The following is a 14,838-nucleotide window of genomic DNA, read 5'->3' as shown; positions in this document are numbered from 1 at the left end:
GGTCGGAATGTTCAGGGTTTTGCGCGGCTTTGCCCGCTCCCGCAGCGGGTCGATGATGCCGCTCTTCCTGGTGATGCTGATGCCGCTGATCGCGGCCGTCGGCTTCTCGGTCGACTATACAAGCGCGGTCCAGACCAAGTCCAACCAGCAGCAGGCGCTGGATGCCGCGATCCTGACGATCACCACCATGGACACCACGGCGACACTTTCGCAGCGCCAGACGATGCTGCAGGATTCCTTCATAGCCAATGGCGGACAAGGCACCGCGACGCTGACCAATTTCGTGGGTGGCACCGCCACCAGCGCCACCACCGCGCGGGCCACGGCAAGTTTCGCCATGCCGACCGTCTTCATGACCATCGCCAGGATTGACACCGTACCGATCGCCGTGGCCTCGGCGGTCAGCAAGCCGCCGGCGCTGGTCAAGGCGGACTTCAAGGTCACCGGAGTGTCGGGCTACTGGAACAAGACGATGACGCTCTACGGCACGCAATTCGGCGCCACGGTGGCCAAGCCGCTGATGACGATCGACTACGTCTATGGCAAGACCGGAGACCCGAAGGGGTATGGCACCACCACCACCAGCATCCTTACGACTGATTCAACCGGCAAGACCGTCAGCACGGTGGCCCAGACGCAGGTCTGCAAGCTCGCCGGCTCCAACCCGCCCGCCGGTGCGGTGATCCAGACCGACAAGTTTCTGACGAAATTTTACTGTGTCGACACGATGTATCCCGCCAATGGCACCGGCGCGTCCATCGATGTCAGCCAGATGGGTGGCCTCAGTTTGCAGATGTATGTGCCATCAGGGAACCCGCAATACCTCAAGTCGAATGATCCGGCCACCTCCAACCGGCTCTACAGCGGGATCAAGGATCCACAGACCGGCAATACCAACTACACAGAAACCGCGACCGGCCAGGTCGTCGACATCTTCGGCCTCGTACCTTGCGGCTCGACAGCCTATCAGGCCTGGGAAGACGGCGGCAACTCGGTTCCGGCGCTTGTCGGCAACGCCGACTTCTTCTACAACGTCACCGGCAAATGCGACTTCAACAAGCGCCCCTCGGACACTGCGCTGACGCAGTGATGTAGACGCGTCTTCCTTCTCCCACGGGGGAGAAGGGAAAAAGCGCTGGCGCTCTTCAATCACAAAGCGGTGAGCGCTGTAACGAAGCTCGTGGTGGCGGCGAAGTGGGGACATGACGGGCGCATCGTGGCGCCGTCCCCACGGAGCACACCGATGTCGCCAGTCATATCCAGCAGGTTTCTCGCACTGTCCGGCTTCGCCGCGCTGGCGCTCGCCGCCTCGCTCGGCGCGGCAGCCGCCCAGCCGCTCACCGTGGTCGAGCTGTTCACCAGCCAGGGCTGCTCGTCCTGCCCGCCGGCCAATGCCAATCTCATCAAGGTCAAGGACCGGCCCGGCGTGCTGGCGCTGTCCTTCAACGTCACCTATTGGGACTATCTCGGCTGGAAGGACACGTTCGGCAAGCAGGAGTTCACCCAGCGCCAGGTTTCCTACGAGCGCCCGCTCGGCCATGACGGACCGTTCACGCCGCAAGTGGTGGTCAACGGCCATGCCGATGTCGTCGGCGCCGCGCCCGGCCAGATCGAACATCTGATCGCCGCGACGGCCAAGACCGGCGGTCCCTCGCTGTCGCTCGAGGGCGGCAAGGTCGCGATCGGCGCCGGTGCGGCACCGGGCGGCAAGGCCGATGTCTGGCTGGTGCACTACACCAAGGGTGTCGTCGAGGTGCCGGTGGCGCGCGGCGAAAACACCGGCCGCACCTTGCCGCACGCCAATGTCGTGCATGCGCTGACAAAACTCGGCAGCTGGAGCGGCGAGGCCAAGACGCTCGATTTGCCGGCAGCCTCGGGCGGCCTCAGCACCGCCGTGCTGGTGCAGTCGCCCGGCGGCGGGCCGATCCTGGCCGCCGCCGCCAACTAGATCGCGTCCAAGTAGAGATTTGCCGAGCAGAGATTTGCCAAGCAGAGATTTGCGCCGCCGCACGGACAGCGGCGCAAGAGCCCGGCCGCCCGGAAAGGGCGTGCCATCAACCCAGCAAGGAAGCCTATCATGACCAATTTCTCCCGCCTGACGCTGCCGGCGCTCGCGCTCGCTCTCTGCTCGACGGCGCTGTCTGCCGGCGGCATCGCGCGCGCCGATGACGCCACCAACACGATGAAGCCCGCCGCCAACGCCATGGCGCCGGCCGCGGACGCCATGAAACCGGCAACCGATGCGATGAAGCCGGCCGACCCGATGGCCACCAACTCCATGAAGCCCGCCGCCGATGCCATGAAGCCCGCGACGGACGCGATGAAACCGGCGACCGATGCGATGAAGCCGGCAACGGATGCCACGGCCAATTGATAGCCAATTGAGATTGGCGCGTGGCCTTCTGTCCCTGGCGGGCTCCCTGTCCAGCCGGGGACAGTTGCCGGAGCAATCCCGGAAAGCTTGAAGCGGTTATGCGTCGGGAATGACGTCAAGGCAAAAAGTCCGGGCCGCACGCGAATGTGAGCCTCCGCCGCAACTCGCGCATCGCGCCACGGTAGCCGATCCAATAGACTGATCCCCAATGGACCGATCCCAGGGGAAACCATGAGGAGTGCAACCATGACCAATATCAAGAATCGTTCGACCGGCTTTGTCCGCGGCGGGCTCGCCGCACTCGCCCTTGCCGTCGCGGGCGCCGCCTTCTGGCTGACGCCGGCCATCTCCGCCGAGGACGCGGTGAAAATCCCGCCGCCGGCAATCGACGAAAAGGCGGCTCCAGGCAGCGAGAAGGCCATCTTCGCCGGCGGCTGCTTCTGGGGCGTGCAGGGCGTGTTCCAGCACGTCAAGGGCGTCAGCAAGGCGGTCTCGGGCTATACAGGCGGCGCCAAGGACGACGCCGTCTACGAGACGGTCGGCACCGGCCGCACCGGCCACGCCGAATCCGTCGAGATCACCTATGATCCGTCCAAGGTGACCTATGGCCAGCTGCTGCAGGTCTATTTCTCGGTCGCCCACAATCCGACCCAGCTCAACTACCAGGGTCCGGACTCCGGCACGCAGTACCGCTCGACGATCTTTGCCGAAAACGACGCCCAGAAGAAGATCGCGCAGAGCTATATCGCCCAGCTCGACAAGGCCAAGGTGTTTTCCGAACCCATCGTCACCACGCTGGAGACCGGCAAGACCTTCTACCCGGCCGAAAACTACCACCAGGATTTCCTGACGCTGAACCCGACCTACCCCTACATCGTCTACAACGACTTGCCCAAGGTGGCGAATTTGAAGACGCTGTTCCCGTCGCTGTACAGCGAAAAGCCGGTGCTGGTGCTGTCGGCTTCGAACTGACCTTGCCGCAACGTCCCGCGGGCGAGTGTCCCCCGGGACCAATCGGCTCCGGCCCGCCCCGCCTGGGTGGGCACTGGATGCGTTGGCCCCGGGGTGAAGGCCGGCTACATGCCGTCGGCCTTCATTGCATCGCACGACACGTCAGGGTTCATGTCGGCAAAGGTCCCGGTCGGGTTCTTCTTCCACGCCCAGACATGCAGTTCGTAGAAAGCTCCCAAACCATAGCGGTTGGGAGCGCTGTTGAAGTTGAACAGCTGCCCTGCCAGCGAGGCCGGACCTTTCGAGGTGATGTATTCGACGGCAACAAGCCTGAGCTTGCCGTCGGCCGTCGGCTCGTACATCACCGCCTCCGGCTTGGCGACATCGACCGCGTCGTCTTTCAGATAGGCGGCATTGACGTAGTGGATGCCCATGGCGCCTCCGGTAATGCCGCTGGCGCACGGGATCGGCGCATAGCCTTCAGCGGTCGCCATCGCCACATTCTCGAAGCGGCCATTGGCTGCCCGCACCTTCTCGTCCAGCGCGCCGGTATCATGGGCATTCGCCGCCGTGGCCGCGATCGACAGGATCGACAGGTTGATGAGATGTTTGGTCCATAGATGGATGTTCATATTCTCTCCTCGTTTTGATGTGCGCGGGAGCAGCCGCTCCTCGCAGCGAAGCCGGACGGCCGGACGTATCGGTGGCTATAGCCGGGTGAAGTCCCAGTAGTGGGGCAGCTCCTCGCGCTCCGGCAGGCCGATGTCGCGCCTCAGATAGTCGCCTTCCGGTGGCCGGCGCCTGCCCGGCAATTGCGCGGAAAGCGCCGACACGATCCGCCACAGGCGGCGGGGCAAGCCCCACGCCCGGCGGCCATCTCCCATGGCAGGTGTCGTGTCGCTGGCCGGCATGTCGGACATGTTGCCGTTGCGCTGGCTGATCGGACTTTCATGGGCGGTAAAAGTAAGGGTCAAGAACCCGTACCTCCGTGATCTTGTCGACAGGCAGGGAGTTCTTCTGGGCAGTGCTGCGGATCGCCTCCGGCGAAGGCGCGTCATAGATGCAGAAGCTCTGCTTCTTGTCGGGCGACACGAAGGACTGCACCCAGGTGACGCCCTTCTCCGCATTGCGCATGATCACTCCGGCCAGTGCATCGGCGCCGGCATCGTTCATCGGCACGCTGAGGCCGTCAGGAAATGTACGTTCAACCACATAGCGGGGCATATCGAGGTTCCCTTTTCCATTGGACACGCTCGAATTGAGCGCGGCTGGACATGATCACGCCCGTCAACGGCGCGCATCGGAACCTTTCCCTATGTTTGGCGGGACGATTCCCCATGTTAACGGCGTTTAGTCCAGGAGCCACACAGCAGATACCGAGCCCGGCTACCCTGGCGGCCGGGCTGGGGTGCGGCGGCCGCAGCCAGGATCACATGAGCCAATGACGATGCTTCTGGAACGGCAGGAACAGCTGGCGCAATTGGACGGCTTGCTGGCGCAGGCAGGTCGCGGCCGCGGTCACGTGGCGGCGTTGTCGGGCGAAGCGGGCGCCGGCAAGTCGGCCCTTGTCGAAGCCTTCATCGGCGAAACCGGTGCGCGGGCCCAGATCTTCCGCAGCGCCTGCGAAGACCTGTCGATTCCCGATCCGCTCGGGCCGCTCTACGACCTTGCACGCGAGGCGCAATGGGCAATGCCGCAGGCGGTCGACGCGCGGCGGGGAGAGCGGCTGCCGCTGTTTTCCGATGCACTGGATGTCTTCGAGGCGAGAACGGGCGCGACCCTTCTGGTGATCGAGGACCTGCACTGGGCCGATGACGCGACGCTCGACTTCGTCCGCTTTCTCGGCCGCCGCATCGCCAACACCCACATCCTGCTGCTGCTGACGGCGCGCACGGATCGCAGCGAGGGCCAGATGCGCGTGCGCCGCGCGCTGGGTGAAATCCCGGCCGCAAGCGTTGCACGCATCGACGTGCCGCTTTTGAGCGAAGCGGCGGTGCTGTCGCTCGCCGGTGCCGCCGGCCGAGACGGCGATGCCATCTACCGGGCGACCGCCGGCAACGCCTTTTTCGTCACCGAACTGTTGAGCTGCGAATGCGAAACGGCGCTGCCGGCCAGCGTGCGCGACGCGGTGCTCGCGCGCGCCGAACGTCTGTCGGCCGGTGCCCGTTCGATGCTCGACGCCGTCTCGGTATTTCCCCGGCGCGCCGACGCCTGGGCCCTGGCGGGCCTGTGCGGCGTGGCCAGCGCCGGCCAGCTGGCGGAATGCGTATCCAACGGTTTGCTGGACGATCTGGGCGACGCCTATGCGTTTCGCCACGAGATCGCCCGCCACGCCATCGAGACCATGCTGACGACCAGCCACCGGCGGGCGTTCAACCAGCGCGCTCTGTCGGCGCTGCTCGAAAGGGGCGACGTCGCCACCGCGCGGCTGGTCCATCACGCGGTGGAGGCACACAATCTTGAGACGGTGCGCGCACTGGCGCCGGTCGCCGCACGCGAGGCCTCCCGGGTTGGCGCTCATCGCGACGCCGCCGGCTATTACGAGGTCGCCTTGCGCCAGGCCGACACCTTGCCCGCGCAAGAGCGCGCCGGGCTTTACGAGCAGTATGCCTTCGAGTGCCATTTGATCGCGCGCATCGACGAGGCCATCAAGGCGCAGGAGCAGGCGCGCGCACTGCGGCAGGCGCTCGGCGATAGTCTGAAGGAAGGCGACAGCCTCAGATGGCTGTCCCGCTTCGCCTATCTCCTGGGCGACCGACAGGCCGCCGACCGGTTCGGCGCCCAGGCGGTCGCGTTGCTGGAGGCCGTTGGGCCCAGTGCCGAACTTGCCATGGCCTATTCTAACCTTTCGCAGCTGGCGATGCTGGCCGAAAGACTGCACGAGGCATTGTCGCTGGGCTCCAGGGCGATAGAGCTCGCCGAACGGTTGAACCGGGCGGATGTCGTCTGCCACGCGCTCAACAATGTCGGCGCCGCCGAGCAGTGGCTGGATCTGGCCAGCAGCCGGCGGCATCTTGCCCGCAGCCTCGAAATCGCGCTGCAGGAGAATTTTCAGGAGCACGCGGCACGCGCATTCACCAATTGCGCTTGTGGCGGCATGAACCAGCTCGACTACCGCGAGGCTCAATCCTTCCTCGATCGCGGCATCGACTATTGCGTCGAGAACGATCTGGCGACATGGCGCGACTACATGCACGGCGTGCGCGCACAGTTGCGGCTGCGTCAGGGATGCTGGGATGAGGCGGCTTCCGAGGCGCTGGACGTGATCGGCAACGATCAGGCCACGGCCCTGGTGCGCTATCCCGCCTTGGTTGCGCTGGCCAAACTTCGCCTTCGGCGCGGCGACCCGTCGGCCGAGCCGCTTCTGGCGGAGATGAAGCGGTTTCTGGAAAAGGGGATCGAGCTGCAGCGGCTGCTGCCCTACGCGGCGGTGGTTGCCGAACAAGCCTGGCTCGGGCAGGCGGACAAGGATGAGGCGCTGCGGTTCATCGGGCTTGCCGAAGGTCTGTCACCGACGCGGGCGGTCTTTGCCGAACTGGCCGTCTGGCGGCAGATGCTGGCACCGGATGTCGATCCCGGAGACACGGCCGGCATGGCCTTGCCGTACAAGATGCTGCTCACCGGTGACTGGCGTGGCGCGGCCTCGGCCTGGGCCGAGCTCGACGCACCTTACGAACGGGCATTGGCGCTTGCCCAGGGCGACGAGGCCGCGCAGCGGGTAGCACTGGAGACATTCGAGGCGCTCGGTGCCCGGCCGGTCGCCCAGCACGTGCGCGACATCATGCGCCGAAGCGGCGTCATTCACGTCGCCCGTGGCCCGCGCCGCTCCACGCGCGCCAACCGCGCTGGCCTGACAGAGCGCCAGATGGAAGTGTTGCAGCTGATCGAGCGCGGCTTGTCCAACAAGCGCATCGCCGCGCATCTCGCCATTTCGCCCAAAACGGTCGACCACCATGTCTCGGCGGTGCTGGGCAAGCTCGAGGCCGTGTCGCGCGGTGAGGCCACCGCCGCCGCGCGAGACAGCGGGCTGATCTGAACCGGCAGTTTGATCCGCCGCCCGTCCTACTCGTAGGTCAGAGCCTCAATCATACGTCAAATCCGTCGCCTTGCCGCCGAACACGCGGTAGGCGTAGAACGAATAGAAGATGATCACCGGCAGCACCACCACGGTGCCGGCCAGGATGATGGCCAGGCTTTCGGTCGCCGACGCCGCCTGCCAGATGGTCAGGCGATCGGGCACCACATAGGGATAGAACGACCAGGCAAGGCCGGCAAAGCCGAGCGCGAAGATGGCGGCCAGCGTCAGGAACGGCGTCAGCGAATGGCGGTCGTTGGGCCGCGGCAGGTGGAAGGTCTGCCGCCACAGCCAGAGGAACAGCAGCGCCGACAGGATCGGCAGCGGCGACAGATAGAGCATCCGCGGCCAATCGAACCATTTGGCGAAGATGCGCGGGCTGGCGAAGGGTGTCGCCAGCGACACGGCGGCCATGCCGAGCGCGGTCAGCACCAGCGCCGTGCGCAGCCAGAGCACCGCCTTCTTCTGCAACTCGCCCTCGGTCTTGTAGATCACCCAGGCAGCGCCCATCGCGGCATAAGCCGCAGCAAGACAGAACGCCACCAGCACGCCGAACGCCATGCCGCCTGGCCCGACATCGAGGCCGAGCACGTAGACGCCCAGCATGTAGCCTTGTGCCAGCGAGGCGGTGAGTGAGCCCAGGAAGAAAATACGGTTCCAGCGGTGCTTGCGGCCGGCCGGCACCTTGGCGCGGAAATCGAAGGCGACGCCGCGCAGGATCAGTCCGACCAGCAGCACGAAGACCGGAATGTAGAGCGCGGTGAGGATGACGCCATGCGCCAGCGGAAAGGCGACTAGGAGCAGGCCGACGGCCAGCACCAGCCAGGTCTCGTTGGCGTCCCAGAACGGGCCGATCGCGGCGATCATCGTGTCCTGCTCGGTGTCTTCGGCGGCGGCGAACAGCATGCCGATGCCGAGGTCGAAGCCGTCGAGGATGACGTAGATCAGAATGGCGAGGCCCATCAGGCCGGCGAAGATGAGGGGGAGCAGGGTTGGCCAGTCGTAGCTCATCTTTTCACTCCCCCGCCGCCGGTTGCGACATGGCCGTCTTCATCACACCCGGCAGCGGCGAGGTGTCGCCATCCTTGGCCGCCTTCAGCGCCAGGTGCACCAGCACGCCGAGATAGGCGATCAGCAAAAGCACGTAGAGGAGAAGGTAGACGGCGAGCGTCAGCGCGACATGGCTGCCGGCCACCGGACCGACGGCGTCGGCGGTCTTCAGCACGCCGGTCACCAGCCAGGGCTGGCGGCCGATCTCGGTCGTGTACCAGCCGGCCAGTGTCGCCAGCCAGCCCGACAGCGCCATCGGCACCATCAGCAGCGCGAGCGGCTTGGGCAGCGAATGCCGGCGCTTGAGGAAGAAGGCGGCCGACCACGAGATGGCGAGCATAAAAAGCCCGGTGCCGACCATGATGCGAAAACTCCAGAAGAGCGGAAAGACCGGCGGGTGGTTGCCCGGAAAATCGTTCAGCCCCGGCACGACACCGTCGATGCTGTGCCGCAGGATAAGGCTGGCGCCGTCGGGAATCGCGACCTCGAACTTGTTTTCCCTGGCCGCCTCGTCGGGCAGCGCGAACAGCACCAGCGGCACGTTGGGGCCGGTGTTCCAGTTGGCCTCCATGGCGGCGATCTTCTGCGGCTGATGCTCCAGCGTGTTCAGCCCATGCTGGTCGCCGGCCAGGATTTGGATCGGGATCAGGATGGCGGCGGTGAAGACGCCGGTGCGCAGCGCCTTCCACATTGATTCCGAACGGTCGCCCTTGAGGTAGCGCAGCGCCGACAGGCCAGCGATCAGGAACGACACCGTCAGCCCCGAGGCGAGCAGCATGTGCACCAGCCGATAGGGCATGGACGGGTTGAAGACGATGGCCCACCAGTCGACGGCGTGCGCGACGCCGTCGCGCATTTCGAAACCCGCCGGGGTCTGCATCCAGGAATTGAGCGCGATGATCCAGAAGGCCGATAGGGTGGTGCCGCCGGCGACCAGCACCGTCGCCAGCGTGTGGACGCGGTTGGAAACGCGGCGGAAGCCGAACAGCATAATGCCGAGGAAGGCCGCTTCAAGGAAGAAGGCGGTGAGTATCTCGTAGGCGAGCAGCGGTCCCGCGATGTTGCCGACATGCTGCATATAGCCCGGCCAGTTGGTGCCGAACTGGAAGCTCATGGTGACGCCCGAAACCACGCCCATGGCAAAGGACAGCGCGAACACCTTCACCCAGGTGAAATAGGCGCGCATCCAGGCGGAATCATTGGTCGCGTTGTAGCGAAGCTTGAAGAACAGCAGCACCCAGCCAAGGGCAATGGTGATCGTCGGAAACAGGATATGGAACGAGATATTCGCGCCGAACTGCATGCGCGAGAGAATAAGCGGGTCCATGGCGGGCTCCGGCTGCTATTATTTATTTTGCCGCAATTCCCTAGGGAAAGCGTTATGCGCCTTTCCCGGGAAAACCGCTTCACACTTTTCCTGGAATTGCTCCAATACTGGCGAAGGATAAGCCCGAAGCTGGGTCAGGTCAAAGCGGCGTCCCGCCGCGAGGCTGAACGCCACAGGACAATTTTACCGAATAGAAGCCACCCATTTCCAACCGGCCCCCGGCTTCAATGTCGAGAACTGGCAGCAGGGCATTGACTTGCAGTTGCACTGGGCGACAACAGGCCTATATCAAGTCACCTCTTTCAAGCAGCCGTTTTCAGCCATGCCCTCCATTCTTTCCATTTCCGGGGTCTCCAAGACCTACGCCACCGGCTTCACCGCGCTCAAGGAAGTCAGCCTCGACATAGCGCGCGGCGAGATCTTCGCGCTGCTCGGTCCCAACGGCGCCGGCAAGACGACGCTGATCTCGATCGTCTGCGGCATCGTCAACCGCTCGTCGGGCACCGTCACCGTCGACGGCCACGACATAAACAAGGACTATCGCGCCGCGCGCAGCCTGATCGGGCTGGTGCCGCAGGAACTCACCATCGACGCCTTCGAGAGCGTCTGGGCAACCGTCAATTACAGCCGCGGCCTGTTCGGCAGGCCGGCCAATCCGGCCTTTGTCGAGAAGGTGCTGCGCGATCTGTCGCTGTGGGACAAGAAGGACGCCAAGGCGATCACGCTTTCGGGCGGCATGAAGCGGCGGCTGATGATCGCCAAGGCGCTGTCGCACGAGCCGCGCGTCCTGTTCCTTGACGAGCCGACCGCCGGCGTCGACGTCGAACTGCGCCAGGACATGTGGGCGATGGTGCGCCGGCTGCGCGAGGATGGCGTCACCATTATCCTCACCACGCACTATATCGAGGAAGCCGAGGCCATGGCCGACCGCGTCGGCGTCATCAACCGCGGCGAGATCATCCTGGTCGAGGACAAGGCCGAACTGATGCTCAAGCTCGGCCGCAAGGAGATGAGGCTGGAGCTGCGCGCGCCACTCGGCAGCGTGCCCGAGGGCCTCTCGAACTACGCGCTCGAACTGTCGCCGGACGGCAACCAGCTCACCTATACCTATGACAACCAGAGCGACCGGCCGGGCGTCGCCTCGCTGATCCGCGATCTCGAGGCGGCCGGCATTCAATTCCGCGATCTCGACACCAAGAACAGTTCGCTCGAAGAGATCTTCGTCAATCTCCTGAGGCAAGAGCCATGAACCCGCGCGCGGCCATGAATCTACGTGCGGTGTGGGCGATCTATCGGGTCGAGATGGCGCGTGCGTTCCGCACCGTGCTGCAGAGCATCATCTCGCCGGTCATCTCGACATCGCTTTATTTCGTCGTCTTCGGCTCGGCCATCGGCTCGCGCATCACCGAGATCGACGGCATCAGCTACGGCGCCTTCATCGTGCCGGGACTGATCATGCTGTCGCTCTTGACCCAGTCGATCTCCAACGCCTCCTTCGCCATCTATTTCCCGAAATTCGTCGGCTCGATCTACGAGCTTCTGTCGGCGCCGGTCTCCTATCTGGAGATCGTCATCGCCTATGTCGGCGGCGCGGCCACCAAGTCGATCATCCTCGGCCTGATCATCCTGGCCACGGCCTCGCTGTTCGTGCCGCTGCACATCGAACATCCGTTCTGGATGCTCGCCTTCCTAATCCTGACGGCGGTGACCTTCAGCCTGTTCGGCTTCATCATCGGCATCTGGGCGAAAAGCTTCGAGCAGCTGCAGTTGGTGCCGCTGCTGATCGTCACCCCGCTGACCTTCCTCGGCGGCAGCTTCTATTCGATCCACATGCTGCCCGGCATCTGGAAGACGATCACGCTGTTCAACCCGGTGGTCTACCTGATCAGCGGTTTCCGCTGGAGTTTCTACGGCAAGGCCGACGTCTCGGTCGGCATCAGCCTCGGCATGACGCTGGTGTTCCTGGCCGTCTGCATCGCGATCGTCGCCTGGATCTTCCGGACCGGCTACCGGCTGCGGAACTGATCGGCTGGGACTTGGTTCCTCTCCCCGCTCCGCGGGGCGAGGAAAGGGCAGATCTCAAATCGCCTTGACCAGCCGCAGCAATCCCAGCATCTCGATGTAGGTCCCCTCGCGAAAGGCGATGTAGACCGGCTCCTCGACGCCGTGGAAGCGGCGCTTGAATGCCGCCTGGCCCTGCAGGTTGAACCGGCGGCGGTTGACCCAGGGCGAATCGTAGGCGCGCTGGAAGGTGTTGCGCCAGAAGTCGCTTTCGGCAAATCCGCTGGGACCCACATCGACGAGCGGCGACAGGCCGAGTGTCACCACCGAAATGCCTTCCTCGCGAAACCGGTCGACGGCGAATTTGGTCAGGCCGATCTCGGCATGCGGCGAGGCATCGATATGCTTGCGCTTGAAGGCGGTGGTGTAGCCGATCACCTTGCCGCCAGCGAACATCGGATCGAAGTCGAGCAGGGCGACCAGGTCGCCATCGGGACCGTGCAGCACGAAACGGCGCATGTCGCTGCCGAGCTGATTGTAAAACGGACGGTTGAGGAAACCCATCTCCCATCGCTTGACGATGCGGTCGCCGCGCCAATTCTGGGAGAGCCGGGAGATCTCGTCGAGGTTGATCGTGCGTTTGTCCTCCTCGAACGAAAAGCCTTTCTTCAGCAGCCAGCGCTCGGAATAGCGCACCGTCTCGTTTCGCTTGCCGGAGAAATCATGGTCGGGCAGCGGCAGGCGGGTATCGATGCCCAGCCGGTTGACCTTGTAGCCGAGGCCGGCAAGGACCTGGGCGGTCTGTTCGCCGATCTGCACGAACCATGGGCCGCCGGCACTCTCGACGAAGCGTCTGATATAACCGGGCCGCTGCGCCGGCGCCGCCACCGGATCGCCGAGCGCGAAATGATGCTTCATCTTGGTGCCGAAGGCGATGTAGCCGTCGGCGTCGCCAAAATAGGAAAGCTTGTGCTGCACGGCGGTGGAATAGGCGAGCGAGAAGTCGCCATGGCGGCGAACCAGCGCCAGCCGCTCGACATGCGCCAGCGCCTGGCGCTCGACCTTGGGCGAGGCCCCCTCGAGGATGTTGTCGAAATAGATCCGCAAGGAGGGCATGGTCGAGATTCCGCGTGCCGTTTGTGGCGCGACGTGTCGGTCGACACGCAAGACGCGCCACGGCGTCTTGATTTCTCGCGGGTAGCCGAAATCGATTGCCGGTTTCGAATGCCCACGTCCGTGACGAGATCCCCAGCCCCCGGACCTCGAATCAATCACTTTGCCGCGACCTGATTATCGCCGATGCCGCCGATATGCCATATAGGGCTGGATGTATTCGGACAGAAGCGGGTAATCCGCTCCTGTCGTTGTTTTGGCCGCGGTACCGCGACCGGCAGTTTCCACCGGGCGGTGGAATGCTCCGGAGCGAGATCGCGCCTCGGCGCGGGGCCTTCGAAGATCGGCATCGAGTTGCCGTTCGGGACCTGCACGCGATCAAACTGTTACAACGGCCTGCGAGCCTTTCGGGGTTGCCGCAAGGGCGAACGGGATTCGAGAGTGAATGGCTGATACGACACCCGGGACGATGATGGAGCAGATGGTAGCGATCGAGCCGGCGATCGTCATTGGCGCCGGCGTCGCCGGGCTGGCTGTCGCGCGGGCTTTGATGAAGGCCGGCGTGGCGGCGGCGGTCCTCGAGAAGGAAAGCCGGCTCGCCGAGCCCTGGCGCCGGCGCCACGAGCAGCTGCACCTCAACACCCACCGCGATCTCTCGGCGCTGCCCGGCCTTGCCTATCCCAAGGGGACCCCCGCCTTTCCGCACCGGGATGTCGTCATCCGCCATATGAACGATTTCCATGAGGCGAACCGTTTGCCGGTCGAGTTTGGCGTTTCCGCCGAGGCCATCATGTTCGCGGGCGACCACTGGATCGTGCGCACCAGCGCCGGCTCGCGCCTGGCGCGTCACGTCGTTGTCGCCACCGGCCGCGACAGGGAGCCCTACACGCCGCAATGGAAGGGCATGCGGGCGTTCGCGGGCCGCATCATCCATTCGGCGGATTTTGGCGACGCCCGGGCCTATGCAGGCAAGAAGGTCCTGGTTGTCGGCGCCGGCAATTCGGGCTTCGACGCCCTCAATCACCTGGCGGGCGTCGACACCGCCGCTGTCTGGCTGTCGGCTCGCAACGGTCCCGCCCTTTTGCCCAAGCGCGTCGGCAAGATCGCCGTACACCGCCTCTCGCCGCTCATGGCTCGCTTGCCGCTGCGCGTCGCCGATGCGGTTATGGCGGTGACGCAGCGCCTGGTTTTCGGCGATCTCACCAAATTCGGCATGCCGCCGGCACCCGCCGGCGGCGCCAGCCGCCTGACTTCGGACTATACCGCGATCGCCGCGGACGACGGCGCCGTCGATGCCATCAAATCGGGCAGGATCGTGGTCGTGCCGGCGATACGGGAGTTCACCCGCGATGGCGTCATCCTGGCCAATGGCAGCATGGTTGCTCCCGACATCGTCATAGCCGCGACGGGCTACCGTACCGGGCTGGAGCGCATGGTCGGCGATCTCGGCGTGCTCGATGAAAAGGGCGTTCCGCTCTTCAACGGCGGCCAGGCCGACCCGAAATGGCCCGGCCTGTGGTTCACCGGCATGCGGCCGAGCATCCGCGGCTGCTTCGCCAATGCCGCCATATTGGCCAGGGCGATAGCCGGGCGGATCGCCGGTCCCGGTCAGCCGGGCACCTCACGCTGATTTCGGCTCCAGCCGCCGGAAACCGACAGCCTCGGTCAGCATCTCCTCGTCGACCATGCCGGCATTGTAGAGGGCGAGCAAGGTGAGAGCCAATTCACGCGCCTTGGCGGATTCGGGATGCGCTTCGCGTCGGCGGCAGGCCTCATCGAAGACACGTTGCAAGGTGGCCACTTCGTCAGGTTTGAGCAGGCCACGGTCGTAGATCGACTTGGGCATGGCGGTGATCTCCTGGTCGCGATCTAGGGCGCCACGTGTAAATTGCCAATCTTTCCCGAGGCTTGAATACAATGCCACACAAAAAGAGGGACTTCGGATGC

At 64.7% G+C, this 14,838-nt stretch carries 16 protein-coding genes; 8 read left to right on the top strand and 8 right to left on the bottom strand.

The window, feature by feature from the left end:
- Positions 1 to 7 precede the first annotated feature (7 nt).
- The 4 genes from FJ434_RS19480 (at position 8) to msrA (ending at position 3,346) form a co-directional block, all read left to right on the top strand.
- Positions 8 to 1,090 (top strand): TadE/TadG family type IV pilus assembly protein, encoded by a 1,083-nt coding sequence (locus tag FJ434_RS19480; RefSeq protein WP_140749808.1) that lies wholly within the window; start codon positions 8 to 10, stop codon positions 1,088 to 1,090.
- Between the two features lie 153 nt (positions 1,091 to 1,243).
- The gene (locus FJ434_RS19475; protein ID WP_140715746.1) at positions 1,244 to 1,948 is read left to right on the top strand and encodes a DUF1223 domain-containing protein; all 705 of its coding nucleotides are present in this window, start codon (positions 1,244 to 1,246) and stop codon (positions 1,946 to 1,948) included.
- 129 nt (positions 1,949 to 2,077) lie between these two features.
- Positions 2,078 to 2,374 carry a hypothetical protein gene (locus tag FJ434_RS19470; RefSeq protein ID WP_140715744.1) on the top strand — a complete coding sequence of 99 codons (297 nt, stop codon included), beginning with the start codon at positions 2,078 to 2,080 and terminating at the stop codon, positions 2,372 to 2,374.
- 246 nt (positions 2,375 to 2,620) lie between these two features.
- Positions 2,621 to 3,346 (top strand): peptide-methionine (S)-S-oxide reductase MsrA, encoded by a 726-nt coding sequence (gene msrA / locus FJ434_RS19465; protein WP_140715742.1) that lies wholly within the window; start codon positions 2,621 to 2,623, stop codon positions 3,344 to 3,346.
- 104 nt (positions 3,347 to 3,450) lie between these two features.
- On the opposite strand, the gene FJ434_RS19460 is transcribed toward msrA, so the two are convergent.
- The 3 genes from FJ434_RS19460 to FJ434_RS19450 all read right to left on the bottom strand — a co-directional run bounded on the left by FJ434_RS19460 (position 3,451) and on the right by FJ434_RS19450 (position 4,549).
- Complete coding sequence (locus FJ434_RS19460) at positions 3,451 to 3,957, bottom strand: hypothetical protein (RefSeq protein ID WP_140749811.1); 507 nt, start codon at positions 3,955 to 3,957, stop codon at positions 3,451 to 3,453.
- Between the two features lie 75 nt (positions 3,958 to 4,032).
- A complete protein-coding gene (locus tag FJ434_RS19455; protein ID WP_140749814.1) occupies positions 4,033 to 4,299 on the bottom strand; it encodes a hypothetical protein in 267 nt (88 codons plus the stop codon).
- On the bottom strand, positions 4,274 to 4,549 hold the full coding sequence (locus FJ434_RS19450; RefSeq protein WP_140507112.1) for a DUF4242 domain-containing protein: 276 nt from the start codon (positions 4,547 to 4,549) through the stop codon (positions 4,274 to 4,276). Before FJ434_RS19450 ends, FJ434_RS19455 begins: the two co-directional genes overlap by 26 nt.
- Positions 4,550 to 4,772: 223 nt before the next feature.
- Between FJ434_RS19450 and FJ434_RS19445 the strand changes: the two genes are divergently transcribed.
- Positions 4,773 to 7,361: an AAA family ATPase gene (locus tag FJ434_RS19445; RefSeq protein WP_140750047.1), complete on the top strand. Its 2,589-nt coding sequence runs from the start codon at positions 4,773 to 4,775 to the stop codon at positions 7,359 to 7,361.
- A gap of 45 nt (positions 7,362 to 7,406) precedes the next feature.
- Here the strand turns inward: FJ434_RS19445 and FJ434_RS19440 are convergent, their stop codons facing one another.
- Together FJ434_RS19440 and FJ434_RS19435 are read right to left on the bottom strand one after the other, a co-directional pair.
- Positions 7,407 to 8,411 carry a cytochrome d ubiquinol oxidase subunit II gene (locus FJ434_RS19440; RefSeq protein ID WP_140715736.1) on the bottom strand — a complete coding sequence of 335 codons (1,005 nt, stop codon included), beginning with the start codon at positions 8,409 to 8,411 and terminating at the stop codon, positions 7,407 to 7,409.
- A 4-nt stretch (positions 8,412 to 8,415) separates the two neighbouring features.
- Positions 8,416 to 9,777: a cytochrome ubiquinol oxidase subunit I gene (locus tag FJ434_RS19435; protein ID WP_140749817.1), complete on the bottom strand. Its 1,362-nt coding sequence runs from the start codon at positions 9,775 to 9,777 to the stop codon at positions 8,416 to 8,418.
- A 322-nt stretch (positions 9,778 to 10,099) separates the two neighbouring features.
- Here FJ434_RS19435 and FJ434_RS19430 point away from each other — a divergent pair, with 322 nt between their 5' ends.
- Both FJ434_RS19430 and FJ434_RS19425 read left to right on the top strand, forming a co-directional pair.
- Complete coding sequence (locus FJ434_RS19430; protein ID WP_140715732.1) at positions 10,100 to 11,026, top strand: ABC transporter ATP-binding protein; 927 nt, start codon at positions 10,100 to 10,102, stop codon at positions 11,024 to 11,026.
- Positions 11,027 to 11,040: 14 nt separating this feature from the next.
- A complete protein-coding gene (locus FJ434_RS19425; protein WP_027146438.1) occupies positions 11,041 to 11,802 on the top strand; it encodes an ABC transporter permease in 762 nt (253 codons plus the stop codon).
- Between the two features lie 54 nt (positions 11,803 to 11,856).
- On the opposite strand, the gene FJ434_RS19420 is transcribed toward FJ434_RS19425, so the two are convergent.
- Both FJ434_RS19420 and FJ434_RS19415 read right to left on the bottom strand, forming a co-directional pair.
- Positions 11,857 to 12,894: a phosphatidylglycerol lysyltransferase domain-containing protein gene (locus FJ434_RS19420; RefSeq protein ID WP_140749820.1), complete on the bottom strand. Its 1,038-nt coding sequence runs from the start codon at positions 12,892 to 12,894 to the stop codon at positions 11,857 to 11,859.
- Between the two features lie 155 nt (positions 12,895 to 13,049).
- A complete protein-coding gene (locus FJ434_RS19415) occupies positions 13,050 to 13,241 on the bottom strand; it encodes a hypothetical protein (RefSeq protein ID WP_140507102.1) in 192 nt (63 codons plus the stop codon).
- Between the two features lie 95 nt (positions 13,242 to 13,336).
- On the opposite strand from FJ434_RS19415, the gene FJ434_RS19410 reads away from it, so the two are divergent.
- A complete protein-coding gene (locus tag FJ434_RS19410; RefSeq protein ID WP_140749823.1) occupies positions 13,337 to 14,521 on the top strand; it encodes an NAD(P)/FAD-dependent oxidoreductase in 1,185 nt (394 codons plus the stop codon).
- Here FJ434_RS19410 and FJ434_RS19405 read toward each other — a convergent pair.
- Positions 14,513 to 14,737, bottom strand: a complete 225-nt coding sequence (locus FJ434_RS19405) for a hypothetical protein (protein WP_140507098.1) — start codon at positions 14,735 to 14,737, stop codon at positions 14,513 to 14,515. The genes FJ434_RS19410 and FJ434_RS19405 overlap by 9 nt on opposite strands.
- Positions 14,738 to 14,838: the final 101 nt, after the last annotated feature.

The sequence above is a fragment of the Mesorhizobium sp. B2-5-13 genome, from assembly GCF_006440535.1.
GTDB classification, from domain to species: Bacteria; Pseudomonadota; Alphaproteobacteria; order Rhizobiales; family Rhizobiaceae; genus Mesorhizobium; species Mesorhizobium salmacidum.
Note: the sequence above shows the minus strand (reverse complement) of the source record. Positions and strands in the feature narration are given on the sequence as shown.

Coding starts and splice junctions, on each gene's coding strand:
- FJ434_RS19480 (WP_140749808.1), top strand. CDS start 8: ATGTTCAGGGTTTTGCGCGGCTTTGCCCGCTCCCGCAGCGGGTCGATG.
- FJ434_RS19475 (WP_140715746.1), top strand. CDS start 1,244: ATGTCGCCAGTCATATCCAGCAGGTTTCTCGCACTGTCCGGCTTCGCC.
- FJ434_RS19470 (WP_140715744.1), top strand. CDS start 2,078: ATGACCAATTTCTCCCGCCTGACGCTGCCGGCGCTCGCGCTCGCTCTC.
- msrA (WP_140715742.1), top strand. CDS start 2,621: ATGACCAATATCAAGAATCGTTCGACCGGCTTTGTCCGCGGCGGGCTC.
- FJ434_RS19460 (WP_140749811.1), bottom strand. CDS start 3,957: ATGAACATCCATCTATGGACCAAACATCTCATCAACCTGTCGATCCTG.
- FJ434_RS19450 (WP_140507112.1), bottom strand. CDS start 4,549: ATGCCCCGCTATGTGGTTGAACGTACATTTCCTGACGGCCTCAGCGTG.
- FJ434_RS19445 (WP_140750047.1), top strand. CDS start 4,773: ATGCTTCTGGAACGGCAGGAACAGCTGGCGCAATTGGACGGCTTGCTG.
- FJ434_RS19440 (WP_140715736.1), bottom strand. CDS start 8,411: ATGAGCTACGACTGGCCAACCCTGCTCCCCCTCATCTTCGCCGGCCTG.
- FJ434_RS19435 (WP_140749817.1), bottom strand. CDS start 9,777: ATGGACCCGCTTATTCTCTCGCGCATGCAGTTCGGCGCGAATATCTCG.
- FJ434_RS19430 (WP_140715732.1), top strand. CDS start 10,100: ATGCCCTCCATTCTTTCCATTTCCGGGGTCTCCAAGACCTACGCCACC.
- FJ434_RS19425 (WP_027146438.1), top strand. CDS start 11,041: ATGAATCTACGTGCGGTGTGGGCGATCTATCGGGTCGAGATGGCGCGT.
- FJ434_RS19420 (WP_140749820.1), bottom strand. CDS start 12,894: ATGCCCTCCTTGCGGATCTATTTCGACAACATCCTCGAGGGGGCCTCG.
- FJ434_RS19415 (WP_140507102.1), bottom strand. CDS start 13,241: ATGCCGATCTTCGAAGGCCCCGCGCCGAGGCGCGATCTCGCTCCGGAG.
- FJ434_RS19410 (WP_140749823.1), top strand. CDS start 13,337: ATGGCTGATACGACACCCGGGACGATGATGGAGCAGATGGTAGCGATC.
- FJ434_RS19405 (WP_140507098.1), bottom strand. CDS start 14,737: ATGCCCAAGTCGATCTACGACCGTGGCCTGCTCAAACCTGACGAAGTG.